Origin of the sequence: Rathayibacter sp. Leaf248 (assembly GCF_920939495.1) — a bacterium.
In the GTDB taxonomy this organism is placed as follows: Bacteria; Actinomycetota; Actinomycetes; order Actinomycetales; family Microbacteriaceae; genus Rathayibacter; species Rathayibacter caricis.
In genome coordinates, this window is sequence record NZ_CAKLAV010000001.1 from 16,220 (window position 1) to 39,108 (window position 22,889).

The window sequence follows — 22,889 nt, forward strand, 5'->3', positions numbered from 1 at the left end:
TGCAAGAGCCGGCGGCGACCCGGCATTCCCGCGCGGCTCCGGGAGTGCGCGCAGGCGCCCGGCCGGACTACCCTTCCGCCATGAGCAGGATCTTCCGCACGGCGGTCGCCGACGTCCATCCGCACTACGTGGCGAAGGTGGAGAAGAAGGGGCGGACCGTCGAGGAGCTCCACGAGGTCATCCGGTGGCTGACCGGCTTCGACGAGGCCGAACTGCAGAGGCACCTCGCCGAGCGGACGACGTTCGAGGACTTCTTCGCGGCGTCGGATCTGAACCCGAACGCCGTGCTGATCACCGGCGTGATCTGCGGGATCCGCGTCGAGGACGTCGAGGATCCGCTCATGCAGCGCATCCGGTACCTCGACAAGCTCGTCGACGAGCTCGCGCGGGGGAAGGCGATGGAGAAGGTGCTGCGGCCGACGCCGACCGCGGTGTCCTGACTCCCGGCTCCGTAGCGCCTACTTCCCGATCTTCGCGTGGCGACGGGAGTAGGCGAAGTAGATCGCGAAGCCGATGGCCAGCCAGATCAGGAACCGCAGCCAGGTCTCGATCGAGAGGTTGAGCATCAGGTAGGTGCAGATCAGCGCCGACAGTCCGGGGAGCCACGGGTTGAGCGGGACTCGGAAGCCGCGCTTCAGATCGGGGCGCGTGCGCCGCAGGACGATGACGCCGACCGAGACGAGCACGAACGCCGACAGCGTGCCGATGTTGACCATCTCCTCCAGGACGCCGATCGGGGTCAGACCCGCGAGCAGCGCGACGACGACGGTCACGGCGAGGGAGGTGACCCACGGGGTCCGCAGGCGCGGGTGCACGGTGGCGAGGCGCTGGGGGAGCAGGCCGTCGCGGGACATCGCGAAGATGATGCGCGTCGCTCCGATCAGCAGCGTGAGCACGACCGTGGTGAGGCCCGCGACGGCGCCGGCCGAGATGACCGTCGCCATCCAGGTCTGGCCGTGGTACGCGAAGGCGTTGGCCAGGGCCGCGGAGGGGTCGAGCTCGCGGTAGGGGACCATGCCGGTGACGACGAGGGCGACCGCGCAGTAGAGGACGGTGCAGATCGCGAGCGAGGCGATGATGCCGATGGGCATGTCGCGCTGCGGGTTCCGCGTCTCCTCGGCCGTCGTCGCGACGACGTCGAAGCCGATGTAGGCGAAGAAGACGAGGGAGGCGCCGGCGATGATGCCGCCGATGCCGAACGTGGCGGGCTCGATGCCCGAGAGGAACTGGAGGAGCGGCTGGGTGAGACCGGAGGCCGATTCCGTGGGCGCCGACGGCGGGACGAAGGGCGAGTAGTTCGCCGAGTCGATGAACTGGATCCCGGCGATGATGACGAACAGGACGATGAAGAGCTTGACCGCGACGAGCACGAGGTTCACGCGGAGGGACTCCTTGATCCCGAAGGTCATGAGGCCGCCGAGCACGAGCACCAGCAGGATCGCGGGCAGGTCGACGACTCCGCCGTAGGAGATCGCGGGGGGCAGCACGACGCCGAGCTGGCCGAGCAGCGAGCCCAGGTAGGCACTCCAGCCCTGGGCGACGACGCTCGCGCCGAGGAAGAGCTCGAGGATGAGGTCCCAGCCGATGATCCAGGCGAACAGCTCGCCGAGGGAGGCGTAGGAGAAGGTGTAGGCGGAGCCCGACACGGGGACCGTGGAGGCGAACTCGGCGTAGCACATGGCCGCGAGGGCGCACGCGAAGGCGGCGACCACGAAGCTCAGGACGATGGCGGGTCCGGCGATGTCGTGCGCGGCGCGTCCGGTGAGAGTGAAGATGCCGGCCCCGATCACGACGCCGACGCCGAAGACCGTGAGGTCGAGGGCGGACAGCGACTTCTTGAGGCGGAACTCTGGCTCGTCGGTGTCGGCGATCGACTGCTCGACGGACTTGGTGCGGAGGAGGCTCACGGTGGTTCTCTCTGGTGGGACGACAGGCGCGGAGGCCACCCTGGAGACTAGTCGGAGTCGGGCGCGGGCGGTGCCCGTCGGCGACGGACGGCCAGCACGACCGCGGCGACGACGGCGGCGACGAGCAGCCAGGGGAGCAGGAACCCGATGCCGATCAGAACGGCGTTCGCGGCCGCGACGAGACCGTTCCAGCCGCTGAGGAGCCCGTCGAGGAAGCCGGTGGCGTCGGCGGGCGCGGCGGTCTCCTCCGGGAGCACCGTGATGCTCAGGGAGGCGAGCGACACGCGGCTCTCGAGTGCGGTGAGCTGCTGCCGGGTCGACTCGAGCTCGGCCTGGCGCTGCGTGAGTGCGGACTCGGCCGCCAGCAGATCGGCGAGATCGCCGGCCTGCGCCACGAGCTCCGTGAGGCGATCGACCGAGGCCTGCGTCGCGGCGGCGCGCGCCCGGAGGTCGACGGCCTGCAGAGTGACGTCCTGCCTCTCGACGGTCGACTCGGTGACGGTGCCGAGCTCGGTCAGGGACGCCCGCGCGTCGGAGAGTCGATCGGCGGGGACGCGGAGGGTGACGGAGCCGGCGCCCGACGGGAGCGGTGCGGGGAAGGAGGGCTCGATCCGGTCGTCGCCGGAATCGTCCGCCGTCGTGGATCCGCCGGTGTCGGACGTGCTCGAGCTCTCGACGTAGCCGCCGAGTTCCACGGCGCTCTCGGAGAGGGCCGCGATCGCGTCGGCGACGGACGGGACGCGGACGGTCGCGGCGGCGGTCGACGCGATCTCGCGAGTGCTCGACGCCGGGGCGCCCGCAGCGGGGAGGGTGCCGGCGATGCCCGCTCCCTCCGGCGCGGACCCCTCGGACGACTCCGCGCCGGCACCGGCGGCCGAGTCGGCGGCCGAGTCGGCGGCCGAGTCGGGTGCGATCGCAGCGGAGTCCGAGGAGCCGACCGACAGGCCGTTCACGCTCACGAGGGGACCGACCACGACGGCGAGCACGAGGAGGCCTGCGGCGGCACCCCCGATCGAGAGCGCCCTCCGACGGTGCGCCGACCGCGCGGCGCGCGCAGCGGCGAGCGAGCGGAAGACGCGCGCCTCGATCGCGGAGACGCGGTGCTCGTCGAGAGGCGGGAGGAGATCGGGAGTCTCGGTCACGGCTGTTCTGCTCCTCGGAAGTCGTCGACCACCAGGCGCAGGCGCCGGCGGACGCGGGACAGGCGGTTGCGGACGGTGGCGTGCGAGACGCCGAGCTCGCGCGCGGCCTCCTCGTAGCCCCGCCCCTCGGTCGCGCACAGGCGGAACACGGCCCGATCGAGCTCGGAGAGCCCGTCGGTCGCCCGGAGGACGGCCTCGGCCAGGGCGGCGGTGACCACCTGCTGCTCGAGGTCGTGGGGGGAGGCGGGTTCCTCCTCCGTCGGCGCGGTGCGGTCGCGCTCGCGTCGCAGCGCGCGGACCCGGTTCGCCGCCTGGAAACGGCAGATCGTGACGAGCCAGGGGAGGAGAGAGTCGCCGATCAGGTCGAGGCCGTCGAGCTTGCTCCACGCGACGACGAAGGTCTCCTGCGTGATCTCCTCCGCCTCGGCGGGATCGTGGAGGACGCCGTGCGCGAGCCAGTAGACGGGGCGGACGTAGGCGCGGTAGAGCGTGCGGAAGGCCGCCTCGCTGCCCGCGGCGGCCCGCCGGACCAGCTCGGCGTCGGTGGTCGTCTCGGTGATCATCGGGCCTCCTCCGCCTGCTCTCACTGTGACAGTGTCGGCAGGAGCGGGATCGTCTCGATCGTGCGTCGGATCCGTTGACCCGCCAGCGATGCGCCAGCGATGCGCCAGGGGACTACGTGTCCTTCAACTTTGTGCTAGCGGAGGAGCGCCGCTAGATTGTCCGCGAACGACGTCGAGTCACGGCTCCAGCCCCTTCTTCGGACACGGATGTCCCGAACGGGAACGAATCCGCCCCGGCGACCGAACGCCGGACGCTGCGGCCCGCCCCGCCCCTCCGCCATTCGAAGGATCCTCCCGCCCATGCCGATCGCCCCTCCCTCGGACCGTGCGACGCCCGGCGGCCGGTCGGCCCCCGCGGTCTCGAAGAAGTCCGACTCCGCGGGCTACCGGCCCGAGATCGAGGGCCTGCGCGCCGTCGCCTCGCTCCTGGTCGCGTCGTTCCACATCTGGCTGGGCCGCGTCTCGGGAGGTGTCGACGTCTTCTTCGTCGTCGCCGGGTTCCTGACCACGGTGACGCTGATGGGGCAGGTCCGCCGGTACGGGCGCGTCCGCCCCGTCGTGTTCGTCTCGCGGCTCGCGTCGCGACTCTTCCCCGCGGCGGCCGTGGTGCTCGTGGTGGTCGCGGCGGTGAGCCCGTTCCTCCTGCGGCCCTCCCAGTTGAAGCAGACCTTCACCGAGGTGCTCGGGTCGGCGCTCTACGTCGAGAACGTGGTCCTGGACCGAGCAGGAGTGGACTACCTCGCGCAGGACAACTTCCACTCGCCGGTGCAGAACTTCTGGGCGATGTCGGTGCAGGGGCAGTTCTACCTGGTGTGGCTGCTCCTCGCGTTCGCCGCAACAGCGGTCGTCGTCGTCCTGCGGCGTCGGGTGGAGCTGCTCCGGGTGCTGCTCGTCGTGGTCGCCGTCGTGAGCATCGTCTCCTTCGCCTACTCCGTGCTGCTGGTGCAGCGGGACCAGCCGTCGGCCTACTACAGCGTGCTCGCGCGGACGTGGGAGTTCGGGCTCGGATCACTCAGCGCTCTCGTGCTGACCGGGCGGACGCTGCCGACGGCGATCCGGGTGGTCGCGGGGTGGCTGGGCCTCGTCGGCGTGATCTCGTGCGGCATCGTCCTGCAGGTGTCGAGCGCGTTCCCGGGAGTGGCCGCCCTCTGGCCGACCCTCTCGGCGGTCCTCGTCCTGATCGCGGGGACGGGCCCCGCTCCGACGTTCGGCGTCGCGCGGCTGCTCGCTCTGCGGCCGCTGGTCTGGCTCGGCGGCGTCAGCTACGGGCTCTACCTGTGGCACTGGCCGCTGCTCGTGTTCTGGGAGGAGATCTCGGGGCAGGAGCCCGGGCTGCTCGCCGGACTCTCCATCGTGGCGGCGGCGGTGGTGCTGGCGACTCTGTCGAAGCACGTCCTCGAGGATCCGCTGCATCGGCGGGCACCGACCGGGTCGCGCTGGCGGGCGCTCGCTCCGACGGCGATGATGCTGGTCGCGGTCCTCGCCGGCGGAGGGGCGATCGCGGCCACGAGTGCAGCGATCAGCGCCGATCTCGCCCGCGCGAGCGCGATCCCCGCTTCCACCGACGGCTGCTTCGGTGCCGCGGCGATCGAGAACGCGTCGGCCTGCGAGCAGGCCCGCTCCTGGACGACGAGCGTGCCCGCCTTCGACGCGTCCGAGGACGGCTCCGAGATCAACACCAGGGAGTGCAGCACCAACAACGCGGGCGTCGAGCTGAAGGAGTGCCGGTTCGGCGATCCCGACGGCCGCCGGGTCCTGCTGATCGGGAACTCCCACGCCGCGTCGTTCTTCCCGGCGCTGCGGGGGGTCGCGGAGGAGCGCGGCTGGGATCTGCACACCTACTACAAGACGGGCTGCGTCTTCACGACCGCGTCGCGCCGCGACGACTCGTCCGTGTCCCGCTCGTCGTGCGCGACCTGGGTCGAGAAGCTGCAGGAGGAACTGGCGGCGCAGGAACCCTACGACCTGATGGTCACGGCGTACTCCGCGAAGAAGTCGGTGTTCATCGACTCGTCCGGCGAACCCGACGAGCAGGCGGGCATCGACGGGTTCCGCCAGTCGTGGGCTCCCCTGATCGCCCGGGGGACCGAGGTCGTCGCGATCCGCGACAACCCCGTCGTCGAGACGGTGCACGATCTGGCGTGCAGCGAGCGCCCGGGCACCGCCGACGTCTGCGGGGTCCCGACGAACGAGGCGTTCGCCGAGCGGGAGCTCATGGCCGCCGCGGCCGAGGGCTGGGAGGGGGCGAACGCGGTCGACCTCACCCGCTACTTCTGCGACGAGGAGATCTGCCCGTTCGTGATCGGCGGAGTGAAGGTGTACCGCGACATGGGGCACCTGACCGAGACCTACGCCCGGACGCTGGCGCCGTACCTCGGGCGGGAGCTCGACCGCATCGAGTTCTGAGCCGCCGCCGGGCCCGGTCCCTCAGCCGGGGATGACGATCTGCTGCAGAGCCCAGGTGTCGCCGTCGGGGTCGGCGAAGTGGACGAACTCGTCCCAGTGCCGGGAGCGCCGGGCGCCTCCTCCCCAGAGTGGGCATCGCGGCCGCTGTCCACGGATCATCCTCCTCAGCCTGCGTGACGGTGCGCTGGAGAGGACGGTGTGGCGCATGGCAGATCACGACCGCACCTCCGTTCCCCTCGACCCGCACCCCGGCCCCGAGCTCATCCGCGCCCCGGGCTTCGCCGACCTCCTGTCGGTGATCCCGTCCCTCGTCGGAGTGCACCCGAAGGACTCGCTCGTCATCGTGCCGTTCCTCGGACGACGCGCGGTCGGAGGCTTCCGGGTTGCGCTGCCGGGGCGGCTCGGGGAGTCCGAGACCGCCGCCCTCGCCGGGGCCTGCATCCAGGCCTTCACCGCGGTGCCCGAGGCCGACGCGGTGCTCGTCGTCGTCTACTCGGAGCGGAGCTACGCCGAGGAGCGCGGCATCCCGCTCGCGGCCCTGGGGCGAGCGGTGGTCCGACGGCTCGAGCGCACCCGGCACGGCATCGTCGGGGTCGCCTGCGTCGCCTCCGACGGCTGGGGCCGCTACACGATCGCGGCCGAACGGCGCTCGCCGCGTCGGCTCGACGAGATCCACGGCAGCGAATCGGGCCTGTTCTCGCGCGCGGTCGCGGACGAGCCGCTCGATGTGGCGGAGCAGGCCGTGCTGCCGGTGGTCGAGGAGGACGATCGCGCCGTGGTCGCGGCGGTCCTCGCGCACGGTCCGGTCGGGCAGATCGCGGGTCTCACTCCGGTCATCGAGCGGTGGCTGGCCGGTCCGTCGGTCGCCCGCCGGGAGGGGCGCATCGTGCAGTTCCTGCAGTCGCCTCCGCTACGCGACCAGCTGGCGCTCCAGATCGCCCTCGGGCCGATCGGTGCGGCTCCGGCCCTAGTCAGGATGATCCGCGAGCAGGCGGAGCAGGCGCTCACGGGCGAGACGATGGAGGCGCTCGTCGAGCGGCACGACGCCCTGCGACTCCCGGGCGACGACGACCTGGCGGAGGTGGAGCTCCTGATGGGAGTGGGCCCGGGGCCGGATCCCGCGCGGCTCGCGCTCGCGACGCGAGCACTCGCGCGGACGGCGGCCCTCGCGCCCGTGGAGGCCCGTGCGCCGGTGCTGACCGTGCTGGCGTGGTGCTGGTGGGCACGCGGAGCGGCCTCGCTCGCCGCGGCCCACCTGGCGGAGGCCAGGAGGCTCGACCCCGACTACTCGATGGCGCTGCTCTACGAGTCGCTGTTCTCGGCGCGCTCCGTACCGGACTGGGTTCTCGAGAGCACGTCGCGGAGGCTCGTGTCGGCCGCGGCCCTCCCGTGACCGATCCGGTGCAGGCGAGGAGGACGTGACCCTTCCCCCGGCGGGCCGACCGAGCTAATCTACAACCCTATGGTTGTAGATACGGGAAGCAGCACCGAGGTGGACCGCCTATTCCAGGCGCTCGCCGACAGCACCCGGCGCGACATCGTCGCGCGAGTGCTGCAGGGTGAGCAGTCCGTCACGGCGCTCGCCTCGCAGTACGAGATGTCGTTCGCCGCCGTCCAGAAGCACGTGGCCGTGCTCGAGCGCGCGTCGCTCGTGAGCAAGCGGCGGCGGGGCAGAGAGCAGCTCGTGCGGGGAGAGGTGGCGGGGCTGCGCACAGCGGCCCGTCTCCTCGACGCCTACGAGGAGCTGTGGCGCGGACGTGCCGACCGCATCGCCGATCTCCTCGCCGAGGAGGATCCGCAGCCGTCCGGAGAATCGAGAAGGAGCGCACCATGACCGTGCTGGAGTCCGTGAAGGACGTCGAGAACCTGACCCTGACTCTCACCGCGGAGTTCGACGCCGGCATCGACCGCGTCTGGCGGATCTGGTCCGACCCCCGCCAGCTCGAGCGCTGGTGGGGGCCGCCGACCTGGCCCGCGACGTTCGAGCGGCACGACGCCGTCGTCGGAAGCCGGAGCAGTTACGTGATGACCGGGCCCGATGGCGAGAAGGCACGCGGCTGGTGGCTCGTGACCGCGGTCGACGAGCCGGTGCGCTTCGAGTTCGACGACGGCTTCGCCGACGACGAGGGGAATCCGGACGACTCGTACGGGACGACCCATGCGGTCGTCACCCTCGAGGAGGCGGGCGGACGGACCCGGATGACGGTCCGCTCGTCGTTCGAGTCGATCGAGCAGCTCGAGCAGATGGTCCAGATGGGCATGGAGGAGGGCATGCGGCAGGCGATGGGCCAGATCGACGCCCTGCTCCAGGAGTGACGGATCGGGAAGGGTGACGGATCAGTCCGTCAGCGCCGCCGCGTACGCGGAGACCGAGCGGCGGTAGCGGGGCAGCGCCGGCACGAGCGCCTCGAGGGCGGTGCGGAGCGCCTCCTCGGGTCGGCCCGCGCTGTGCAGGGCGAGCGCGAGGAAAACCTCGCGGGCGGCTCCCACCGACGGGTGCGGCGCGGCCGCGCTCAGCAGGGCGACGGCCTCGTCGTGGCGGCCGAGGTTCCGCAGCGTCGAGGCGTACTGGATGCTCAGCTGCGCCTGCCGCTCCTCGTCGAGACCGAGGGTGAGCGCCTCCTCGTACTGGGCGGCGGCCTCCGCCTCGTGGCCGGCGCTGTCGAGGGCGCCGGCCAGCTCGAAGCGGCCGCGGCCGTCCGTCCCGGGATACCGGGCGGCGAGCACGCGCATCCGCTCGACGACGTCGTCGCCGTCGCAGTGCAGACGGTCGGCGGCGCGCTGCCAGGCGTCGACGTCGACCGAGCGGGACGGATGGGTGGCGGCGGGCGGCAGCGGATCGGTCACAGCTCCGACGCTATCGCCCGACGTCGACCCAGGTCGGGTCAGGCGGTGCCGTCGGCCGCCGAGGTGGGGGAGTCGGGAGTGGTGGACGAGTCGCTCGTCGCTCCGGGCTCCTCCGAGGTGCTGACAGCGCGGCGTCCCGCCTCGATGGCGGCGGTGGAGGCGGCGGCGCCCGCGACGAGCGCGAACAGCGCCCATCCGGCACCCCACTTCTTCTTCCCGACCAGCGCGTCGAAGGAGAGCGGGCCCGGACCGTCGGCGACGATCGCCGCCGTCGCCGCGACGAGCAGGCCGTTGAACTCCCACCCGCCGCCCGCGTTCCAGAGGCCGTTGCTCCAGTGCACCTTGCGGACGGCCGTGACCATGGTCGCGACGAGACCGGCCGCGGCGAGCGGCGTGGCCGCTCCGAGGGCGAGGGCGGCTCCGCCGGCCGTCTCGGTGACCGCGGCCGCGAGCGCGTTCCGGCGGGGCGGGTGCATCTCGAGGCTCTCCATCATCTGGGAGGTGCCCTCCAGACCCGGACCGCCGAACGAGCCGCGGAGCTTCTGCAGTCCGTGTCCGACGAACAGACCGCCGACGGCGAGACGGAGAACGAGCGAGCCGACCTTCATGGGGACCTCCTGGTGATGGGGAGCGAGCGTGCTAGTGAGAGTCGCGGGTCGCGGAGTCCCGGTCAAGGGGTCGCGGAGCGGCTCCGGAAGCAGCAGGGCGGCACGGGACGTCCGCGCCGGCTCCTGGAGCGTCAGCCGAGCAGCGTGTACGTCGACGCCTCGAGCATCACCGTGCCGTCGGTGCAGACCTCGATCTCCGCCGGCGCGGCGACCGCGGGATCCACGTCGTCCACCACCTCCGCGACGATCCGGCTCGACCGGGCGGAGGGGCAGCCGTAGGCGCCCGGCGCGTGCCAGAGCACGCGGACGTCGGCGCGGCCGCCCGGTTGCACCGTGAAGGGCTCGGCCGGGTTCGGCCCGTACGACGAGGCGACCGCTCCGATGCGCACGCCGTCGGCGTCGGTCGGGTACACGCCCGGGATGCCGGCCAGGGCGCAGGGAGCGGCGGAGACGTTGATGAACACGAGGTCGAAGGCGCTGCTGCCCGCGCCGGACGCCTCCGGGTCGGGGACGTACTCGAGTGCGAGGTCGCTCCCGTGGCAGCGCTCGACTGCAGCCGGTACCGGCGCAGGTGCCGGCTCGACGGGGACGGCCGTCGTCGGCGCCGGCTCCGAGGGGACCGCCTCCGGCACCGACTCGGTCGGCGCGGGGCTTGCAGTGGGAACCGCGGTCGCGCTGACGGCAGGAGTCGGAGTCGGCGACTCCGCGGTCGAGGAGCTCACCGGCGTCGGGAGCGGGGTCCGCGACGCCGCCACGTCGGCTCGCCCCGCGCATCCGGCGACCAGGAGCACGGAGGCCAGGAGCACGGGGAGCGCGAGCGCCGCGGCGCTCGGACGGCTGAGCAGGGACGACATGCGCCGAGTCTGCCACCGGCGCGGCGCCGCGGCATCCCCGCGACAGCGCACCCCGTCGGACGTCAGACCCGGACGACCATCTTCCCCGTGTTGCCGCCGCGCATCATCGAGAGGAACGCCCCGACGCTGTTCTCGATCCCGTCCACGACCGTCTCGTCGTAGGCGATCCGTCCCTCCTGGAACCAGCCGGACATCAGCCGGTCGAACTCGGGTGCGCGGTCGAGGTAGCCCGACAGGGTGAACCCGCGGAGGGTCAGCCCCCGGGTGATGATGTTCGCCATGTTGTCCGGCCCGGTCGGCTTCTCGGTGCTGTTGTAGCCCGCAATCGCTCCGCAGAGCGCGGCGCGGCCGCCGTCGCGGAAGGCGTCGAGAGCGGCTTCGAGGTGATCGCCGCCGACGTTGTCGAAGTAGACGTCGATGCCGTCGGGGGCGACCTCGGCGAGCTGCTCGCGCACGGGGCCGGCGTGGTAGTCGAAGGCGGCGTCGTAGCCGTACTTCCCGGTGAGGAGCGCGACCTTCTCGGCCGATCCGGCCGAGCCGACGACCCGGCCCGCTCCGAGGAGGCGGGCGATCTGCCCGGCGGCCGAGCCGACCGCTCCCGCGGCGCCCGAGACGAAGACGGTGTCGCCCTCCTTCATCCCGGCGATCGCGGTCAGTCCGACGAACGCGGTGAGGCCGGTCATGCCGAGGATCCCGAGCCGCAGTGAGAGAGGGGCGCCGGGCATCTCGGGGACGACGCGGAACGCGGAGGAGGGGGCCTGGACGACGTCGCGCCAGCCGAGCTGGTGGAGCACGACCGCGCCCACCGGGAACGCGGGGTCGGAGGAGACGCTGACCCGGCCGATAGCGCCTCCGGTCATGGTCTCGCCGAGGGCGTAGGGCGGCGTGTAGCTCTTCACGTCGTTCATCCGGCCGCGCATGTACGGGTCGACGGAGACGAAGGCGTTCTCGACGCGGATCTCGCCGGCGGCCGGCGCGTCGTACGACACCCGGACGGTGCGGAAGTCGTCGGCGACGGGCCAGCCCTCGGGACGGCGGACGAGCTGGATCTGGGTGCTGGTGGCGGTGGTCATGGAGCCTTCCGGAGGAGGTCGGGCGCGGGCGGCGGGGTCAGGCGGCGAGGCCGATCGCGAGCACGAGGATCGCGAGCAGTCCGGGTGCCATCTGGGTGAGCGCCGCGCGGCGCTTGGCGGGGGAGGAGAGGAGGAGGACGAGCGCCGCGGCGACCATCGAGCCCGTGCCGGTGAAGACGAGAGCGGCGCCGACGGCGGTCGCTCCGGACGCGAGGACGACCAGGCCGACGATCGTCGTGATCGCGAGGAACAGGTTGTAGAAGCCCTGGTTGAAGGCGAGCTCCTTCGTGGCGCGCGCCTCGTCCTCGGAGGTGCCGAAGGTGGAGCGGGCCCGCGGGGTCGTCCAGAGCAGCGACTCCAGCACGAAGATGTAGACGTGCAGCAGAGCGGCGAGGGCCGCGAGCACGAGTCCGATGACGATCACGACGAGACCTCCTGATTGTGTAACGTTCGATCCACTATAGGCCCGCGCGGTGCATAATGGAACGACCGATACAGAAAGAGGGCTTCCGTGGGACGCACGCAGGGGTTCGACACCGACGAGGTCGTGCGCGCCGCGCGATCGGTGTTCTGGGAGCGCGGCTTCGAGGAGGCGTCCGTCCCCGAGCTCGAGGCGGCGACCGGCCTGCGCCGCTCCAGCCTCTACCACGCGTTCGGCAGCAAGCGAGGGCTCTTCGATGCGGCCGTGCAGAGCTACCTCGACGAGGTGGTGCGACCGCGGCTCGCGCCGTTGCGGGCCGACGTCGTCGCTCCGGACGCGCTGGAGGGGTACTTCACGGGGCTCCGGGCCGCGCTCAGCGATGCGCGGACGATCTCCGCCCGCAGCGGCTGCCTCCTGCTGAACGCCGCAGGCGCGCCGATCGCGCGGGACGAGGCAGTGCGCGAGGTGATCGCGGACTACCGGGCGGAGCTGCTGCGGGCGATGCGCGCCGGCGCCGACGCGCGCTGGCCGCACGCCTCCTCCGCGCGACGCTCGGGCCAGGCCGACGTGCTCGTGTCGCTGCTGGTCGCCGCGCTGGTGCTCGCCCGGGTCGACTCCGCTCAGTCGGTGGCGACGGTGGACGCTGCGCTCGCCCTGGTGCGCGGCCCCGCCTCCTGACCAGGGGCGGCGCCCCGGAACGGAGGAACCCCCCGGCACGCTCCGGAGAGGCGCCAGGGGGTTCCCGTCGTGCGGTGTCGCGTCAGTCGGTGCCGGCGTCGAACGCCGCGCCCTCGGAGGCGAGGTCGGTCGCGCGGCCGAGGGCATCGGCCGCGGCCGATCCGCCGCCCTCGGTGATGGCCTCGCCCTCGCCGATCTCGAGGTGGCCGACGAGCTCGGCGGTCGGGCCTCCCACGAGACCTGCGGCGGCGTACTGCTCGAGGCGCGAGCGCGAGTCGGCGATGTCGAGGTTGCGCATGGTCAGCTGGCCGATGCGGTCCTCGGGGCCGAACGCGGCGTCGCCGACGCGCTCCATCGAGAGCTTGTCGGGGTGGTAGCTCAGCGCGGGCCCGGCGGTGTCGAGGATCGTGTAGTCGTCGCCGCGGCGCAGGCGCACGGTGACCTCGCCGGTGACGGCGGAGCCGACCCAGCGCTGGATCGACTCGCGCAGCATGAGCGACTGCGGGTCGAGCCAGCGTCCCTCGTACATCAGGCGGCCGAGGCGGCGCCCCTCGGAGTGGTACTGCGCGATCGTGTCCTCGTTGTGGATCGCGTTGAGCAGGCGCTCGTAGGCGAGGTGGAGGAGGGCCATGCCCGGGGCCTCGTAGATGCCGCGGCTCTTCGCCTCGATGATGCGGTTCTCGATCTGGTCCGAGCTGCCGAGTCCGTGGCGGCCGCCGATGGCGTTCGCCTCGAGCACGAGCGCCACCGGGTCCGAGAACTCGGTGCCGTTGATCGCGACCGGGCGGCCGGCCTCGAAGCGCACCGTGACGACCTCGGAGGCGATCTCGACGTCCTCGCGCCAGGAGGCGACTCCCATGATCGGCTCGACGAGCTCGATGCCGGAGCTCAGCTCCTCGAGCCGCTTGGCCTCGTGGGTGGCACCCCAGATGTTCGCGTCGGTGCTGTACGCCTTCTCGGTGGCGTCGCGGTACGGGAATCCGCGGGCGACGAGCCACTCCGACATCTCGGTGCGGCCGCCGAGCTCGTTGACGAACTGCACGTCGAGCCACGGCTTGTAGATGCGCAGGCGGGGGTTCGCGAGCAGGCCGTAGCGGTAGAACCGCTCGATGTCGTTGCCCTTGTAGGTGGAGCCGTCGCCCCAGATGTCCACGCCGTCCTCACGCATCGCGCGCACCAGGAGGGTGCCGGTGACGGCGCGGCCGAGCGGAGTGGTGTTGAAGTAGGTCTTGCCGCCGGAGCGGATGTGGAACGCGCCGCACTGCAGGGCGACGAGGCCCTCCTCGACGAGGGCGCTCTTCGCGTCGACGAGGCGCGAGATCTCGGCGCCGTACTGCGCGGCGCGCGACGGGACGCTGTCGATGTCGGGCTCGTCGTACTGGCCGATGTCGGCGGTGTAGGTGCAGGGCACCGCGCCCTTCTCGCGCATCCAGGCGACAGCGACGGATGTGTCGAGGCCTCCCGAGAATGCGATTCCGACACGCTCGCCCACGGGCAGACTGCTCAACACTTTCGACATGGCTCCGATTTTAGGAGGGTCCGCGCCCCCTCTCGTGCCGCCGATGGCATACTGAGCCGTATGGCTCACCATGGCGACGTGCTCGACACGGCGTTCCGCGCGCTCGCGGATCCGACCCGGAGGGCCGTCGTGAGCCGCCTCCGCCGAGGTCCGGCGACCGTCGGCGAGCTGGCGGAGCCCTTCCCGATGGCGCTCACCTCGTTCCTCAAGCACCTGCGCGTGCTCGAGCAGGGCGGCTGGATCCGCACCGCGAAGCAGGGGCGCGTGCGCACCTGCCGACTCGAGCCGGCGGCCTTCGCCGCGGTGGAGGACTGGCTCGCCGAGCAGCGCTCGGAGTGGGAGCAGCGCACCGACCGCCTCGAGCGGGTGGCCTCCGGGCAGGCCGACCCCGAGCGCCGCCGTCCGGCGACGCCGCGACCGTCCGACGAGAGGACAGCATCATGACCGCCTTCGACCCCGATCTCGACCTCGAGATCTCGCGCGTGATCCGCGCCCCCCGCTCGTCGGTCTGGGCGGCGTGGACCACCCCCGAGCTGTTCGCGCAGTGGTGGATCCCGGCCCCGATGCGGTGCCGCGTCGACGCGATGGACGTGCGGCCGGGCGGCGGGCTGGAGACCTCGATGAGCGACGGCGGGGAGTTCGCGCCGCACCTCTCCGGCTGCTACCTCGCCGTCGATCCGGAGGAGCGGCTCGTGTTCACGACCGCCCTGGTCGAGGGCTGGCGCCCGTCCGCCACGCCCTTCATCACGGCGCTGGTGACGCTCGAGGACCACCCCGACGGCACGCTGTACAGGGCGCACGTGATGCACAAGGACCCGGCGACGCGCGACGAGCACGAGCGCCTCGGCTTCGCGGAGGGCTGGGGAGCGGTCGCGGCGCAACTCGCCGCCCTCGTGGAGTGACGCATCGGCGCTGAGCGTTTCCCCGCGGTCGAGTGGACGGGCTCCGCCTGTGCATGCCAGGCTCCGCCCAGGACGGCTCGACGACGAGCCTCCGCTCCCTCCTCCGCCCGAAAGGCCCGCCAGTGCCCCAGCCGCACCACCCTCGCGTCACCGCGATCACCTTGTCCTGTCTCGTCGCGATCGGAGGGATCGCCTCCCTGGCGCCCACCGCCTCGGCACTCCCCGCCGTCGTCGCACCCACCTCCGAGCCGACGGGCGAGCCCACCGAAGTGCCGGAGCCCACTGCGGAGCCGACCGCGACGGCCGAGCCGACCGTCGCTCCGACGGCGTCTCCCACTCCGACCGTCGCGCCGACGCGGACACCCGCGCCGGCTCCGGTTCCCACTCGACCTCCCGCCCCCACGCCCCCTCGACCGCCGGCGGTGCCCGGTGATCGACTCGTCGCCGACGGAGCCCTGGCCGCGGGGGAGTCGCTCGTCTCCGCCAACGGTGCCTTCCTCTTCGTGATGCAGACGGACGGCAACGCCGTCGTCTACGACGCTTCGAACCGTCCGGTCTGGTACACGGGCACCTCCGTCGCCGGGTCGCGGATCGTCCTGCAGGCGGACGGCAACCTCGTCGTCTACTCCTCCTCGAACTCCGCGGTCTGGAATTCGGGCACCGGCGGCAACCCGGGAGCCCGCCTGGTCATGCAGAGCGACGGCAACCTCGTGATCTACCGTGCCGACGGCTCGCCCGCCTGGGCGACGGGATACCAGGCGCCGCCGCCTGCCGTGGTCGGAGACACGCTCCAGGGCGGCGGCGAGCTGCGCTCGGACCAGCGGCTCACCTCCGGTGACGGGGGCTCCCAGGCGGTCATGCAGGCCGACGGCAACTTCGTCGTCTACGGGCGAGGCGGTGTGAACTGGAACTCGGGCATCTCGGGTCCCGGGAACCGCCTCGTGATGCAGAGGGACGGCAACGCCGTGGTCTACGCCGCGGCGGGAGGAGTCCGCTGGCAGTCGGGCACGAGCGGCAACGCCGGGGCCCGCCTGGTGATGCAGAACGACGGGAACCTGGTGATCTACTCCACCGCGGGTCGTCCGCTCTGGTCGACGTACGTGCCGCCCGCGCCTCCGGCGCCCCCCGCTCCTGTGATCGCCGACGTCCTCACCTCCGGCAACGAGCTCGCGTCCGGCCGCGGTCTGCGCTCGGCGGACGGCGGCAGCGAGGCCGCGATGCAGGCGGACGGAAATCTCGTCGTCTACAGCCGCGGCGCGGTCCGCTGGTTCACCGGCACCTCCGCGGCGGGGAGCCGCCTCGTGATGCAGGCGGACGGCAACGCCGTCGTCTACAGCCCCGCGAACCGACCGGTCTGGCAGTCGGCCACGAGCGGGAACGCGGGCGCTCGCATGGTCATGCAGAACGACGGGAACCTCGTCGTCTACTCGTCGTCGGGCCGGCCGCTGTGGCAGAGCAACCGTCCGGCTCCGGCTCCGGCCCCGGCTCCGGGACCTGCACCTGCACCTGCACCTGCACCTGACGGGAACCCCGGTGACATCGTCAACTGCGGGGATTTTGCCTCGCAACCCGCTGCTCAGGCGTGGTTCCTCCGTTACAGGGCGTACGGGGATCCGGGACGCCTGGACGGGGACAACGACGGCACGGCCTGCGAGTCGTACAACTACTGACCGGGATCGCCGTCGGTAGCGGCTCGCCTCCTCCAGGTGGCGGGCCGTTACCGGTCCTGCGTCGGATTACCCCGCATCGTCGTTCGCACCGCACTCCTGGGCGAAGTGGAACGGCTGGTCGCGGTCCTAGGTCCTCAGCCCCACCGCCGGCAGCACGATCCCGTCGATCAGCGACAGGAGGAACGCGCGGTCGACCGGGATGCGCAGCAGCAGGACGCGGTAGGCGACCATCGAGGGCGTGACGAGCGAGAGGGTCTCGACGTCGACGTCCGAGGGGATCTCGCCGCGGTCGATCGCCCGGCGCATCAGGATCCGGTTCGCCTCGGCCCGCGGCTCGATGATCGCGGCGCGGACGGCGTCCGAGAGCTCGGGCGACTTCGAGATCATGGCGACGACGCCGGCCATGATGCGGAGCTTGCGCTCGGCGTCCTCGATGGTCTGCGGCCGGATGAGGGCGACGAGGTCGCCGCGCAGGGTGCCGGTGTCGGGGAGGCGGTCCGGTGCGAGGTCGGCGCCCTTGAGGCAGGCGAGGGCGTCGACGACGAGCTCGGCCTTGGAGTCCCAGCGGCGGTAGAGCGTCGCCTTGCCGGCGCGGGCGCGGGCGGCGACCATGTCGATCGTCATGCCGTCGTAGCCGGTCTCGGCGAGCACGTCGAGCGCGGCTGCGAGGATCTCGCCGTCGCGGCTCGGGTCGCGGCGGCGTCCGGGGCGGGCGGGGGCGTCGATGCCGACGGCGGGGGGAGGGGGCGGCGTCATCGCAGCGTCTCCTGTCTGATGTGGGCGGCCGTCCGTCCGGGCGGCTCGTCGCTCCAGGGTAGGTCAGGATGCTGCGGATTGCGGAACCGGAAAGTTTCGAGACTTCTCAGTATCGGAACCGCCCGGTCTCGTATATGTTCTCCTTCATGACGCAGACCTCCTCCCTGCCGGTGCCCGCCGCCTCCGCGGCCGCGGCCCTCTCGAACCGCCGCTGGTGGACCCTCGTGGCCGTCGGCCTCGCCCAGCTGATGGTCGTCCTCGACTCGACCGTCGTGAACATCGCCCTCCCCGCCGCGCAGGCCGATCTCGGCTTCTCGGACGGCGACCGCCAGTGGGTCGTCACCGCCTACTCGCTCGCCTTCGGCAGCCTCCTCCTGCTCGGCGGCCGCCTCTCGGACCTGCTCGGGCGCAAGCGCACGTTCGTGATCGGCCTGATCGGCTTCGCGATCGCCTCCGCTCTCGGCGGGGCCGCCGGCACCTTCGAGCTGCTGATCGCGGCCCGCGCGCTGCAGGGAGTGTTCGGCGCGCTCCTCGCTCCCACCGCCCTCGCGGTGCTCACCACGACGTTCACCGTGCCGAAGGAGCGGGCGCGCGCGTTCGGCGTCTTCGGTGCGATCGCCGGCGCCGGCGGCGCGGTCGGACTCCTCCTGGGCGGCGTGCTCACCGAGAGCTTCGACTGGCGCTGGAACCTCTACATCAACGTCGTGATCGCGGTCGTCGCCGTCATCGGCGCGATCGTCTTCGTGCCGCCGATCGACCGCACCGGTCCGCGGCCCCGCCTCGACGTGCCCGGCACCCTGCTGGTCTCGGGTGCCCTGTTCGGCCTGGTCTTCGGCTTCGCGAACGCCGAGACCGACGGCTGGGACTCGCCGATGACGTGGGTGCCCCTCGCCGCGGCGGTGGTGCTGCTGGCCGCCTTCGTGCAGCGCCAGCGCACGACCGAGCACCCGCTCCTGCCGCTGCCGATCGTGATCGACCGCGACCGCGGCGCCGCCTACCTCTCGGTGCTGATCGCGGGCGCCGGGATGTTCGGCATCTTCCTCTTCGTCACCTACTACCTGCAGGTCTCGCTGGGCTACTCGCCGATCCGCACCGGGCTGTCGTTCCTCCCGATGATCGGCATGCTCGTCCTCGCGGCCCAGCTCTCGACCAACCTGCTGCTGCCGCGCTTCGGCCCGAAGATCATGGTGCCGTTCGGCATGGTGCTCGGAGTGGTCGGCATGCTCCTGCTCACCCGCCTGGACCTCGACAGCGCCTACGCGGCCGACGTGCTGCCGGCGCTCATGGTGCTCGGGTTCGCGATGGGCTCGATCATGCCCGGGTCGATGCAGACGGCGACGCGCGGAGTCGATCCGCGCTTCGCCGGCGTCGCCTCCGCGATGGTCAACACGAGCCAGCAGGTCGGCGGATCGATCGGCACCGCCCTGCTGAACACGCTCGCCGCCACCGCGGTCACCGACTACCTGGCCGCGAACTCGCCGGTCACCGCGGCGGTCGCCGCCGAGGCCGCGGTGCAGAGCTACGCCGTGGCGTACGGATGGGGCGCCGGCTTCTTCGCCCTCGGCGCCGTGCTGTCGGTGCTGCTCTTCCGCCGTCGCTCCGGGGTGGCGGCGGACCCGACCGGGGAGCCCGTGCTCGCGCACTGATCGACCCCGCACGCCCTCCTCCGCCCGGCTCCGGCCCCGCGGGGGAGGGCGTCGCCGTGTCGCCGTGTTGCGCTCCGGGTCGCTCCGCGGCGAGCGCCTGTCTAGCCTCGCAGCATGCCGGAGACCCTCGACATCGTCCACCTGCGCACGCTCGTGGCGATCGCCGACTGCGGCGGCTTCGGCCGCGCGGCGGTCGCCCTGCACATCAGCCAGCCCACGGTGTCGCAGCACGTGCGCACCCTCGAGCGCCGCCTCGAGCGGACCTTCATCGAGAAGGCCGGGCGGAAGGCGCGCTTCACCCCGGCCGGCGAGCGCCTGCTCGTGCAGGCTCGGCGGATCCTCGCCGTCCACGACGACGCGCTCGAGACGCTCGACGCCGCGACCGAGAACCCGCTTGCGCTGGGGCTCACCGAGCCGGCCGCCGAGCAGCTGCTCCCGCGACTGCTCGGGACGCTGCGCCGCGCCTTCGACGACCGCCCGGTGAGCTTCACGCTCGACCGCTCGACCCAGCTGGCGGGGGCGGTGGCCCGCGGAGTCGTGGACCTCGCGCTGATCCTCGGAGTCGGCGGCGACCTCCCGGGCCGCCAGGTGGCCACGCTGCCGCTGGACTGGTACGCGGCGCCCGGGTGGGAGGCCCCGGAGGGCGTCCCTCTGCCGCTCGTCGCCTACTCCGAACCCTGCGGGATGCGCCGGAGGGCCCTCCAGCAGCTCGGAGCGTTCGGGCACGAGGTGCACGTGGTCGCCGAGTCGGCCGGGCTCGAGGGCGTGATCGCCGCGGCGCGCGCCGGCATCGGAGTCGCCGCTCTGCCCACCGCCCACACGGGCACGCTCGCCGAGGGGCTCGAGGTGCGCCGCGATCTGCCCGCACTCGGATCGGTCAACCTCCGGCTCGTCTCGCGCCGCGGCCTGGCCCCGGACATCGAGGAGACCGCGCTCGCGGCGCTCGCCGAGGTCTTCGGAGCGGTCCGCTCGAGACCGACGCCGGTGCCCGCCGAGGCCCGCGTGTGAGGGCTCCCACGCCGGGGGCACGCGAACAAGTCGGGAAGTTACCAACGATCGGGAGTGCCGATCGGAACGCATCCGGAATCATCGTTGGACGCCCCGACACGGCTCCCCGTAGCGTCGAGCCCATGACGTCCTCCCGTGCTCTCGCCCCGGCCGCGCCCCTCGGCGCCCGCCGTGTGACGCCCCGCGGAGTCGACGGAGAGATCCCCGCGCGAATGCGCCAGGACGGGAACACCTTCGCGCCGGTGCGCGGATGTTCCTGTCCGGCCTCCGTCTGACGCACCGCTGCTGACGCGCCCCTCCGGGCGTTCCGCTCCAGCCGCTCCGTCCGACGCGCGGCGCCTCGCGCGCTCGCTCCGTCGCACCTGTCGAGTCGCGACCTCCGGTCCGGCCCGAATCCCTCCGCGCCCCGCTCCCGGGCGCCTCCGACCTCCGCAGCGAGGTCTCTCCGCCGTGCCCGCACGCACCCTCCGAAAGGACCCACCGTGGTCGTCGAGTTCATCTCCGCCATCAACGTCAACCGCTCGAACGAGGTCAACGGCCTCACCGAGAGCGCGGTCGACGTCGCCCATCTGCGCCGCTACTCCCGGATCCTCGAGGAGGGCGGCTTCGACTACACCCTCGTCCCGTACGGCTCGGCCGGGCACGATCCGTTCACGATCGCCGCGGCGGTGACGCAGTCCACCGAGCACCTGAAGCCGATCGTGGCCCTGCGCCCGAACACGGTGTACCCGACCGTCGCGGCCAAGGCGCTCGCCACCCTCGACCAGCTGTCGGGCGGCCGCGCCGTCGTGCATTTCATCGCCGGGGGGAGCGACCACGAGCAGGCCCGCGAGGGCGACCGCCTCGGCAAGGCGGAGCGCTACGCGCGACAGGAGGAGTACATCCGGATCCTGCGCCGCGTCTGGTCGGCGACCGAGCCGTTCGACCACGACGGCCGCTACTACCGGTTCGAGGACTTCGTCTCCCGGGTGCGCCCGGTGCGCGGGGACATCCCGGTCTCGGTCGGCGGATCGAGCGACGAGGCCTACCGGCAGGGCGGGGCTCTCGCCGACATCTTCGGCCTGTGGGGCGAGCCCCTGGCAGACACCCAGCAGCAGATCGACCGGATCGCGGACGCGGCCCTCGCGGCCGGGCGTGCGGACGCGCCGCGCACCTGGGTCACGTTCCGCCCGATCATCGCGCCGACCGAGGAGCTCGCCTGGGAGAAGGCGCACCGCATCCTCGGGATCCTGCAGGGGCGCTCGGCGACGACCGGGACCCCACGCAAGGGAGAGAAGGGGCTGTGGGTCCAGACTCCCGGCTCCACCGGTCCGGCGAACGTGGGGTCCCAGCGCCTGCTCGACATCGCGAAGCGCAAGGATCTGCACGACCGCGCGCTCTGGACCCCGACCGCGACGGCTACCGGAGCGCAGGGCGCCTCGACGGCGCTCGTCGGCACGCCCGAGACGGTCGCGGCGGCGATCCTCGACTACGTCGACCTGGGCGCCGACCTGATCTCGATCCGCGGGTACGACAACCTCGACGACGCGATCGACTACGGCCGGTACCTCATCCCGCTCGTGCGGCAGGAGCTCGCGCACCGCGACGCCACCGGGCGCCGCGGCGAGGTCGTCGCGCAACCGCCGCTCGAGGCCGAGCGCGAGCTCGCGGAGGTGTCCGCATGACCCTCCTGACCGCGCCCCTGATCGACGCGCCGGACCTGTCGGACCGCGCCCTCGCCCGCGTCACCGCGCGCCTCGCCGAGACGGCCGAGCACTACGACCGCACCGCCGAGTTCCCGTGGGAGGGGATCCGGGCCGTCCACGACGCAGGACTGCTGACCCTCGCCGTCGGCACCCGCTACGGCGGCACCCCCGCCTCGACCGTCGATCTGGTGCGCGTGTTCGGCGCGCTGGGCGCCGGCGACCCGGCCGTCGCGCTCATCTCGGCGATGACCGCGCTGCAGCACGCGGCGCAGGACCGCTCCGGGATCTGGCCGGAGGAGCTCTACCGCTCGGTCCTCCACGACTCGCGCGAGCGCCCCGTGCTGCTGAACGCGGTGCGGGCCGAGCCGGAGTGGGGCGCGCCGGCCCGCGGCGGACTGCCCGCCACCACGATCCGCCGCGACGGCGACCACTGGGTGCTGGAGGGGCGCAAGGGCTTCGCCACCGGCTCCGAGGGCCTGGCGTACCACCTCGTCTGGGCGGTCGACCCGCAGGGTCCGTCGGGGGAGCCGGAGCTCGGCCACGCGATCGTGCCCGGCGACGCCGCCGGCGTCAGGATCGAGCGGACCTGGGACCACCTCGGCCAGCGCGCCTCGAGCACCCACGACGTCGTCTACGACCGTGTGCGGATCCCGATCGAGCACTTCCGCGGCACCCCGCGCTCGCAGCTGCCTCCCGAGTCGGGGGCGGCCGGAGGCTTCGGCCTCGCGGTCGCCGCGCTCTACGTCGGGGTCGGCCGCGCTGCGCAGAGCTTCTTCGTGCGCTTCGCGAACGAGCGGGTTCCGACCTCCCTCGGGCGGCCCATCGCGACCACCGAGCGGATCCGCTCCGTCGCGGGGGAGATCCAGGCGCAGCTCGTGCAGGCGGAGGAGGTGCTCCTCTCGCTCGCCGCTCGCGTCGACGCGGGGGACCCGCAGGCCGCCGAGCGCGTCCTCGCCGGCAAGCTCCTCGCCACCAGGTCCGCGGTCACGGCGGTCGAGACCGCGGTCGCCGCCCTCGGCAACCCCGGCCTCACCCGGCACCACCCGCTCGAGCGGCACCTGCGCGACGTGCTCGCCTCGCGCGTGCACCCTCCGCAGGACGACGCCGCCCTCGTGATCCTCGGCACCCGCAGCCTCGCGGCCGCCGTGCGCTGACCGCCGCGCACCGGCCCTCCCTCCCGCACCACCCTTCTCTGGAGACACCG

The 22,889-nt window shown here is 72.7% G+C and carries 24 protein-coding genes; 13 read left to right on the top strand and 11 right to left on the bottom strand.

What is annotated here, in order from left to right:
• The first annotated feature begins 80 nt into the window (after window positions 1-80).
• Entirely contained in the window at window positions 81-440 is a 360-nt protein-coding gene (locus tag LRG51_RS00090) for a DUF2200 domain-containing protein (protein WP_055794764.1), read from the top strand.
• Between the two features lie 18 nt (window positions 441-458).
• Here the strand turns inward: LRG51_RS00090 and LRG51_RS00095 are convergent, their stop codons facing one another.
• From LRG51_RS00095 to LRG51_RS00105, 3 genes are read right to left on the bottom strand one after another with little or no spacing between them, the layout of a single operon-like run.
• A complete protein-coding gene (locus tag LRG51_RS00095) occupies window positions 459-1,907 on the bottom strand; it encodes an amino acid permease (RefSeq protein ID WP_055794766.1) in 1,449 nt (482 codons plus the stop codon).
• 47 nt (window positions 1,908-1,954) lie between these two features.
• Window positions 1,955-3,049 carry a DUF4349 domain-containing protein gene (locus LRG51_RS00100; RefSeq protein ID WP_230670296.1) on the bottom strand — a complete coding sequence of 365 codons (1,095 nt, stop codon included), beginning with the start codon at window positions 3,047-3,049 and terminating at the stop codon, window positions 1,955-1,957.
• A complete protein-coding gene (locus tag LRG51_RS00105; RefSeq protein ID WP_230670298.1) occupies window positions 3,046-3,612 on the bottom strand; it encodes an RNA polymerase sigma factor in 567 nt (188 codons plus the stop codon). The genes LRG51_RS00100 and LRG51_RS00105 overlap by 4 nt, the downstream gene beginning before the upstream one ends.
• A gap of 300 nt (window positions 3,613-3,912) precedes the next feature.
• Between LRG51_RS00105 and LRG51_RS00110 the strand changes: the two genes are divergently transcribed.
• Window positions 3,913-6,018: an acyltransferase family protein gene (locus LRG51_RS00110; RefSeq protein ID WP_230670300.1), complete on the top strand. Its 2,106-nt coding sequence runs from the start codon at window positions 3,913-3,915 to the stop codon at window positions 6,016-6,018.
• 21 nt (window positions 6,019-6,039) lie between these two features.
• Here LRG51_RS00110 and LRG51_RS00115 read toward each other — a convergent pair whose 3' ends face one another.
• A complete protein-coding gene (locus LRG51_RS00115; RefSeq protein ID WP_230670302.1) occupies window positions 6,040-6,177 on the bottom strand; it encodes a hypothetical protein in 138 nt (45 codons plus the stop codon).
• A 46-nt stretch (window positions 6,178-6,223) separates the two neighbouring features.
• Here LRG51_RS00115 and LRG51_RS00120 point away from each other — a divergent pair, with 46 nt between their 5' ends.
• The 3 genes from LRG51_RS00120 (at window position 6,224) to LRG51_RS00130 (ending at window position 8,334) form a co-directional block, all read left to right on the top strand.
• Window positions 6,224-7,411, top strand: coding sequence for a DUF4192 family protein (locus LRG51_RS00120; protein WP_230670304.1), 1,188 nt, complete (start codon window positions 6,224-6,226; stop codon window positions 7,409-7,411).
• Between the two features lie 69 nt (window positions 7,412-7,480).
• On the top strand, window positions 7,481-7,852 hold the full coding sequence (locus LRG51_RS00125) for an ArsR/SmtB family transcription factor (RefSeq protein WP_055794776.1): 372 nt from the start codon (window positions 7,481-7,483) through the stop codon (window positions 7,850-7,852).
• Window positions 7,849-8,334, top strand: coding sequence for an SRPBCC family protein (locus LRG51_RS00130; protein ID WP_055794778.1), 486 nt, complete (start codon window positions 7,849-7,851; stop codon window positions 8,332-8,334). The genes LRG51_RS00125 and LRG51_RS00130 overlap by 4 nt, the downstream gene beginning before the upstream one ends.
• 21 nt (window positions 8,335-8,355) lie before the next feature.
• On the opposite strand, the gene LRG51_RS00135 is transcribed toward LRG51_RS00130, so the two are convergent.
• The 5 genes from LRG51_RS00135 to LRG51_RS00155 all read right to left on the bottom strand — a co-directional run bounded on the left by LRG51_RS00135 (window position 8,356) and on the right by LRG51_RS00155 (window position 11,824).
• Window positions 8,356-8,865 (bottom strand): tetratricopeptide repeat protein, encoded by a 510-nt coding sequence (locus LRG51_RS00135; RefSeq protein ID WP_230670306.1) that lies wholly within the window; start codon window positions 8,863-8,865, stop codon window positions 8,356-8,358.
• A 38-nt stretch (window positions 8,866-8,903) separates the two neighbouring features.
• Complete coding sequence (locus tag LRG51_RS00140; protein ID WP_055794780.1) at window positions 8,904-9,473, bottom strand: DoxX family protein; 570 nt, start codon at window positions 9,471-9,473, stop codon at window positions 8,904-8,906.
• Between the two features lie 131 nt (window positions 9,474-9,604).
• Window positions 9,605-10,327, bottom strand: coding sequence for a DUF4232 domain-containing protein (locus LRG51_RS00145; protein WP_055794782.1), 723 nt, complete (start codon window positions 10,325-10,327; stop codon window positions 9,605-9,607).
• Between the two features lie 62 nt (window positions 10,328-10,389).
• Window positions 10,390-11,400 (bottom strand): NADP-dependent oxidoreductase, encoded by a 1,011-nt coding sequence (locus LRG51_RS00150; protein ID WP_055794784.1) that lies wholly within the window; start codon window positions 11,398-11,400, stop codon window positions 10,390-10,392.
• A gap of 37 nt (window positions 11,401-11,437) precedes the next feature.
• Window positions 11,438-11,824 (bottom strand): DUF1304 domain-containing protein, encoded by a 387-nt coding sequence (locus LRG51_RS00155; protein WP_055794787.1) that lies wholly within the window; start codon window positions 11,822-11,824, stop codon window positions 11,438-11,440.
• An 87-nt stretch (window positions 11,825-11,911) separates the two neighbouring features.
• Here LRG51_RS00155 and LRG51_RS00160 point away from each other — a divergent pair, with 87 nt between their 5' ends.
• Window positions 11,912-12,499, top strand: coding sequence for a TetR/AcrR family transcriptional regulator (locus tag LRG51_RS00160; RefSeq protein ID WP_230670308.1), 588 nt, complete (start codon window positions 11,912-11,914; stop codon window positions 12,497-12,499).
• An 82-nt stretch (window positions 12,500-12,581) separates the two neighbouring features.
• Here LRG51_RS00160 and argG read toward each other — a convergent pair whose 3' ends face one another.
• Window positions 12,582-14,018, bottom strand: a complete 1,437-nt coding sequence (gene argG / locus LRG51_RS00165; RefSeq protein ID WP_077224451.1) for an argininosuccinate synthase — start codon at window positions 14,016-14,018, stop codon at window positions 12,582-12,584.
• A gap of 60 nt (window positions 14,019-14,078) precedes the next feature.
• Between argG and LRG51_RS00170 the strand changes: the two genes are divergently transcribed.
• The 3 genes from LRG51_RS00170 to LRG51_RS00180 all read left to right on the top strand — a co-directional run bounded on the left by LRG51_RS00170 (window position 14,079) and on the right by LRG51_RS00180 (window position 16,590).
• Window positions 14,079-14,462 carry an ArsR/SmtB family transcription factor gene (locus LRG51_RS00170; RefSeq protein WP_230670311.1) on the top strand — a complete coding sequence of 128 codons (384 nt, stop codon included), beginning with the start codon at window positions 14,079-14,081 and terminating at the stop codon, window positions 14,460-14,462.
• Window positions 14,459-14,920 (top strand): SRPBCC domain-containing protein, encoded by a 462-nt coding sequence (locus LRG51_RS00175; RefSeq protein ID WP_230670313.1) that lies wholly within the window; start codon window positions 14,459-14,461, stop codon window positions 14,918-14,920. Before LRG51_RS00170 ends, LRG51_RS00175 begins: the two co-directional genes overlap by 4 nt.
• A gap of 422 nt (window positions 14,921-15,342) precedes the next feature.
• Window positions 15,343-16,590 carry an excalibur calcium-binding domain-containing protein gene (locus tag LRG51_RS00180; protein ID WP_230670315.1) on the top strand — a complete coding sequence of 416 codons (1,248 nt, stop codon included), beginning with the start codon at window positions 15,343-15,345 and terminating at the stop codon, window positions 16,588-16,590.
• A gap of 126 nt (window positions 16,591-16,716) precedes the next feature.
• Here LRG51_RS00180 and LRG51_RS00185 read toward each other — a convergent pair whose 3' ends face one another.
• Window positions 16,717-17,346 (bottom strand): TetR/AcrR family transcriptional regulator, encoded by a 630-nt coding sequence (locus LRG51_RS00185; RefSeq protein ID WP_230670317.1) that lies wholly within the window; start codon window positions 17,344-17,346, stop codon window positions 16,717-16,719.
• Between the two features lie 146 nt (window positions 17,347-17,492).
• On the opposite strand from LRG51_RS00185, the gene LRG51_RS00190 reads away from it, so the two are divergent.
• From LRG51_RS00190 to LRG51_RS00205, 4 genes are all read left to right on the top strand, one after another.
• Window positions 17,493-18,992: an MFS transporter gene (locus tag LRG51_RS00190; protein ID WP_230670319.1), complete on the top strand. Its 1,500-nt coding sequence runs from the start codon at window positions 17,493-17,495 to the stop codon at window positions 18,990-18,992.
• 114 nt (window positions 18,993-19,106) lie between these two features.
• Window positions 19,107-20,000: a LysR family transcriptional regulator gene (locus LRG51_RS00195; RefSeq protein WP_230670321.1), complete on the top strand. Its 894-nt coding sequence runs from the start codon at window positions 19,107-19,109 to the stop codon at window positions 19,998-20,000.
• A gap of 482 nt (window positions 20,001-20,482) precedes the next feature.
• A complete protein-coding gene (locus tag LRG51_RS00200) occupies window positions 20,483-21,664 on the top strand; it encodes an LLM class flavin-dependent oxidoreductase (RefSeq protein ID WP_230670323.1) in 1,182 nt (393 codons plus the stop codon).
• Window positions 21,661-22,839 (top strand): acyl-CoA dehydrogenase family protein, encoded by a 1,179-nt coding sequence (locus LRG51_RS00205; RefSeq protein ID WP_230670325.1) that lies wholly within the window; start codon window positions 21,661-21,663, stop codon window positions 22,837-22,839. Before LRG51_RS00200 ends, LRG51_RS00205 begins: the two co-directional genes overlap by 4 nt.
• Window positions 22,840-22,889 lie beyond the last annotated feature (50 nt).

Excerpts from the sequence above, each read along its gene's own strand:
- LRG51_RS00130 (WP_055794778.1), top strand. The coding sequence starts at position 7,849 with ATGACCGTGCTGGAGTCCGTGAAGGACGTCGAGAACCTGACCCTGACT.
- LRG51_RS00140 (WP_055794780.1), bottom strand. The coding sequence starts at position 9,473 with ATGAAGGTCGGCTCGCTCGTTCTCCGTCTCGCCGTCGGCGGTCTGTTC.
- argG (WP_077224451.1), bottom strand. The coding sequence starts at position 14,018 with ATGTCGAAAGTGTTGAGCAGTCTGCCCGTGGGCGAGCGTGTCGGAATC.
- LRG51_RS00145 (WP_055794782.1), bottom strand. The coding sequence starts at position 10,327 with ATGTCGTCCCTGCTCAGCCGTCCGAGCGCCGCGGCGCTCGCGCTCCCC.
- LRG51_RS00175 (WP_230670313.1), top strand. The coding sequence starts at position 14,459 with ATGACCGCCTTCGACCCCGATCTCGACCTCGAGATCTCGCGCGTGATC.
- LRG51_RS00125 (WP_055794776.1), top strand. The coding sequence starts at position 7,481 with ATGGTTGTAGATACGGGAAGCAGCACCGAGGTGGACCGCCTATTCCAG.
- LRG51_RS00110 (WP_230670300.1), top strand. The coding sequence starts at position 3,913 with ATGCCGATCGCCCCTCCCTCGGACCGTGCGACGCCCGGCGGCCGGTCG.
- LRG51_RS00205 (WP_230670325.1), top strand. The coding sequence starts at position 21,661 with ATGACCCTCCTGACCGCGCCCCTGATCGACGCGCCGGACCTGTCGGAC.
- LRG51_RS00190 (WP_230670319.1), top strand. The coding sequence starts at position 17,493 with ATGACGCAGACCTCCTCCCTGCCGGTGCCCGCCGCCTCCGCGGCCGCG.
- LRG51_RS00120 (WP_230670304.1), top strand. The coding sequence starts at position 6,224 with ATGGCAGATCACGACCGCACCTCCGTTCCCCTCGACCCGCACCCCGGC.
- LRG51_RS00195 (WP_230670321.1), top strand. The coding sequence starts at position 19,107 with ATGCCGGAGACCCTCGACATCGTCCACCTGCGCACGCTCGTGGCGATC.
- LRG51_RS00150 (WP_055794784.1), bottom strand. The coding sequence starts at position 11,400 with ATGACCACCGCCACCAGCACCCAGATCCAGCTCGTCCGCCGTCCCGAG.
- LRG51_RS00090 (WP_055794764.1), top strand. The coding sequence starts at position 81 with ATGAGCAGGATCTTCCGCACGGCGGTCGCCGACGTCCATCCGCACTAC.
- LRG51_RS00105 (WP_230670298.1), bottom strand. The coding sequence starts at position 3,612 with ATGATCACCGAGACGACCACCGACGCCGAGCTGGTCCGGCGGGCCGCC.
- LRG51_RS00185 (WP_230670317.1), bottom strand. The coding sequence starts at position 17,346 with ATGACGCCGCCCCCTCCCCCCGCCGTCGGCATCGACGCCCCCGCCCGC.
- LRG51_RS00170 (WP_230670311.1), top strand. The coding sequence starts at position 14,079 with ATGGCTCACCATGGCGACGTGCTCGACACGGCGTTCCGCGCGCTCGCG.
- LRG51_RS00115 (WP_230670302.1), bottom strand. The coding sequence starts at position 6,177 with ATGATCCGTGGACAGCGGCCGCGATGCCCACTCTGGGGAGGAGGCGCC.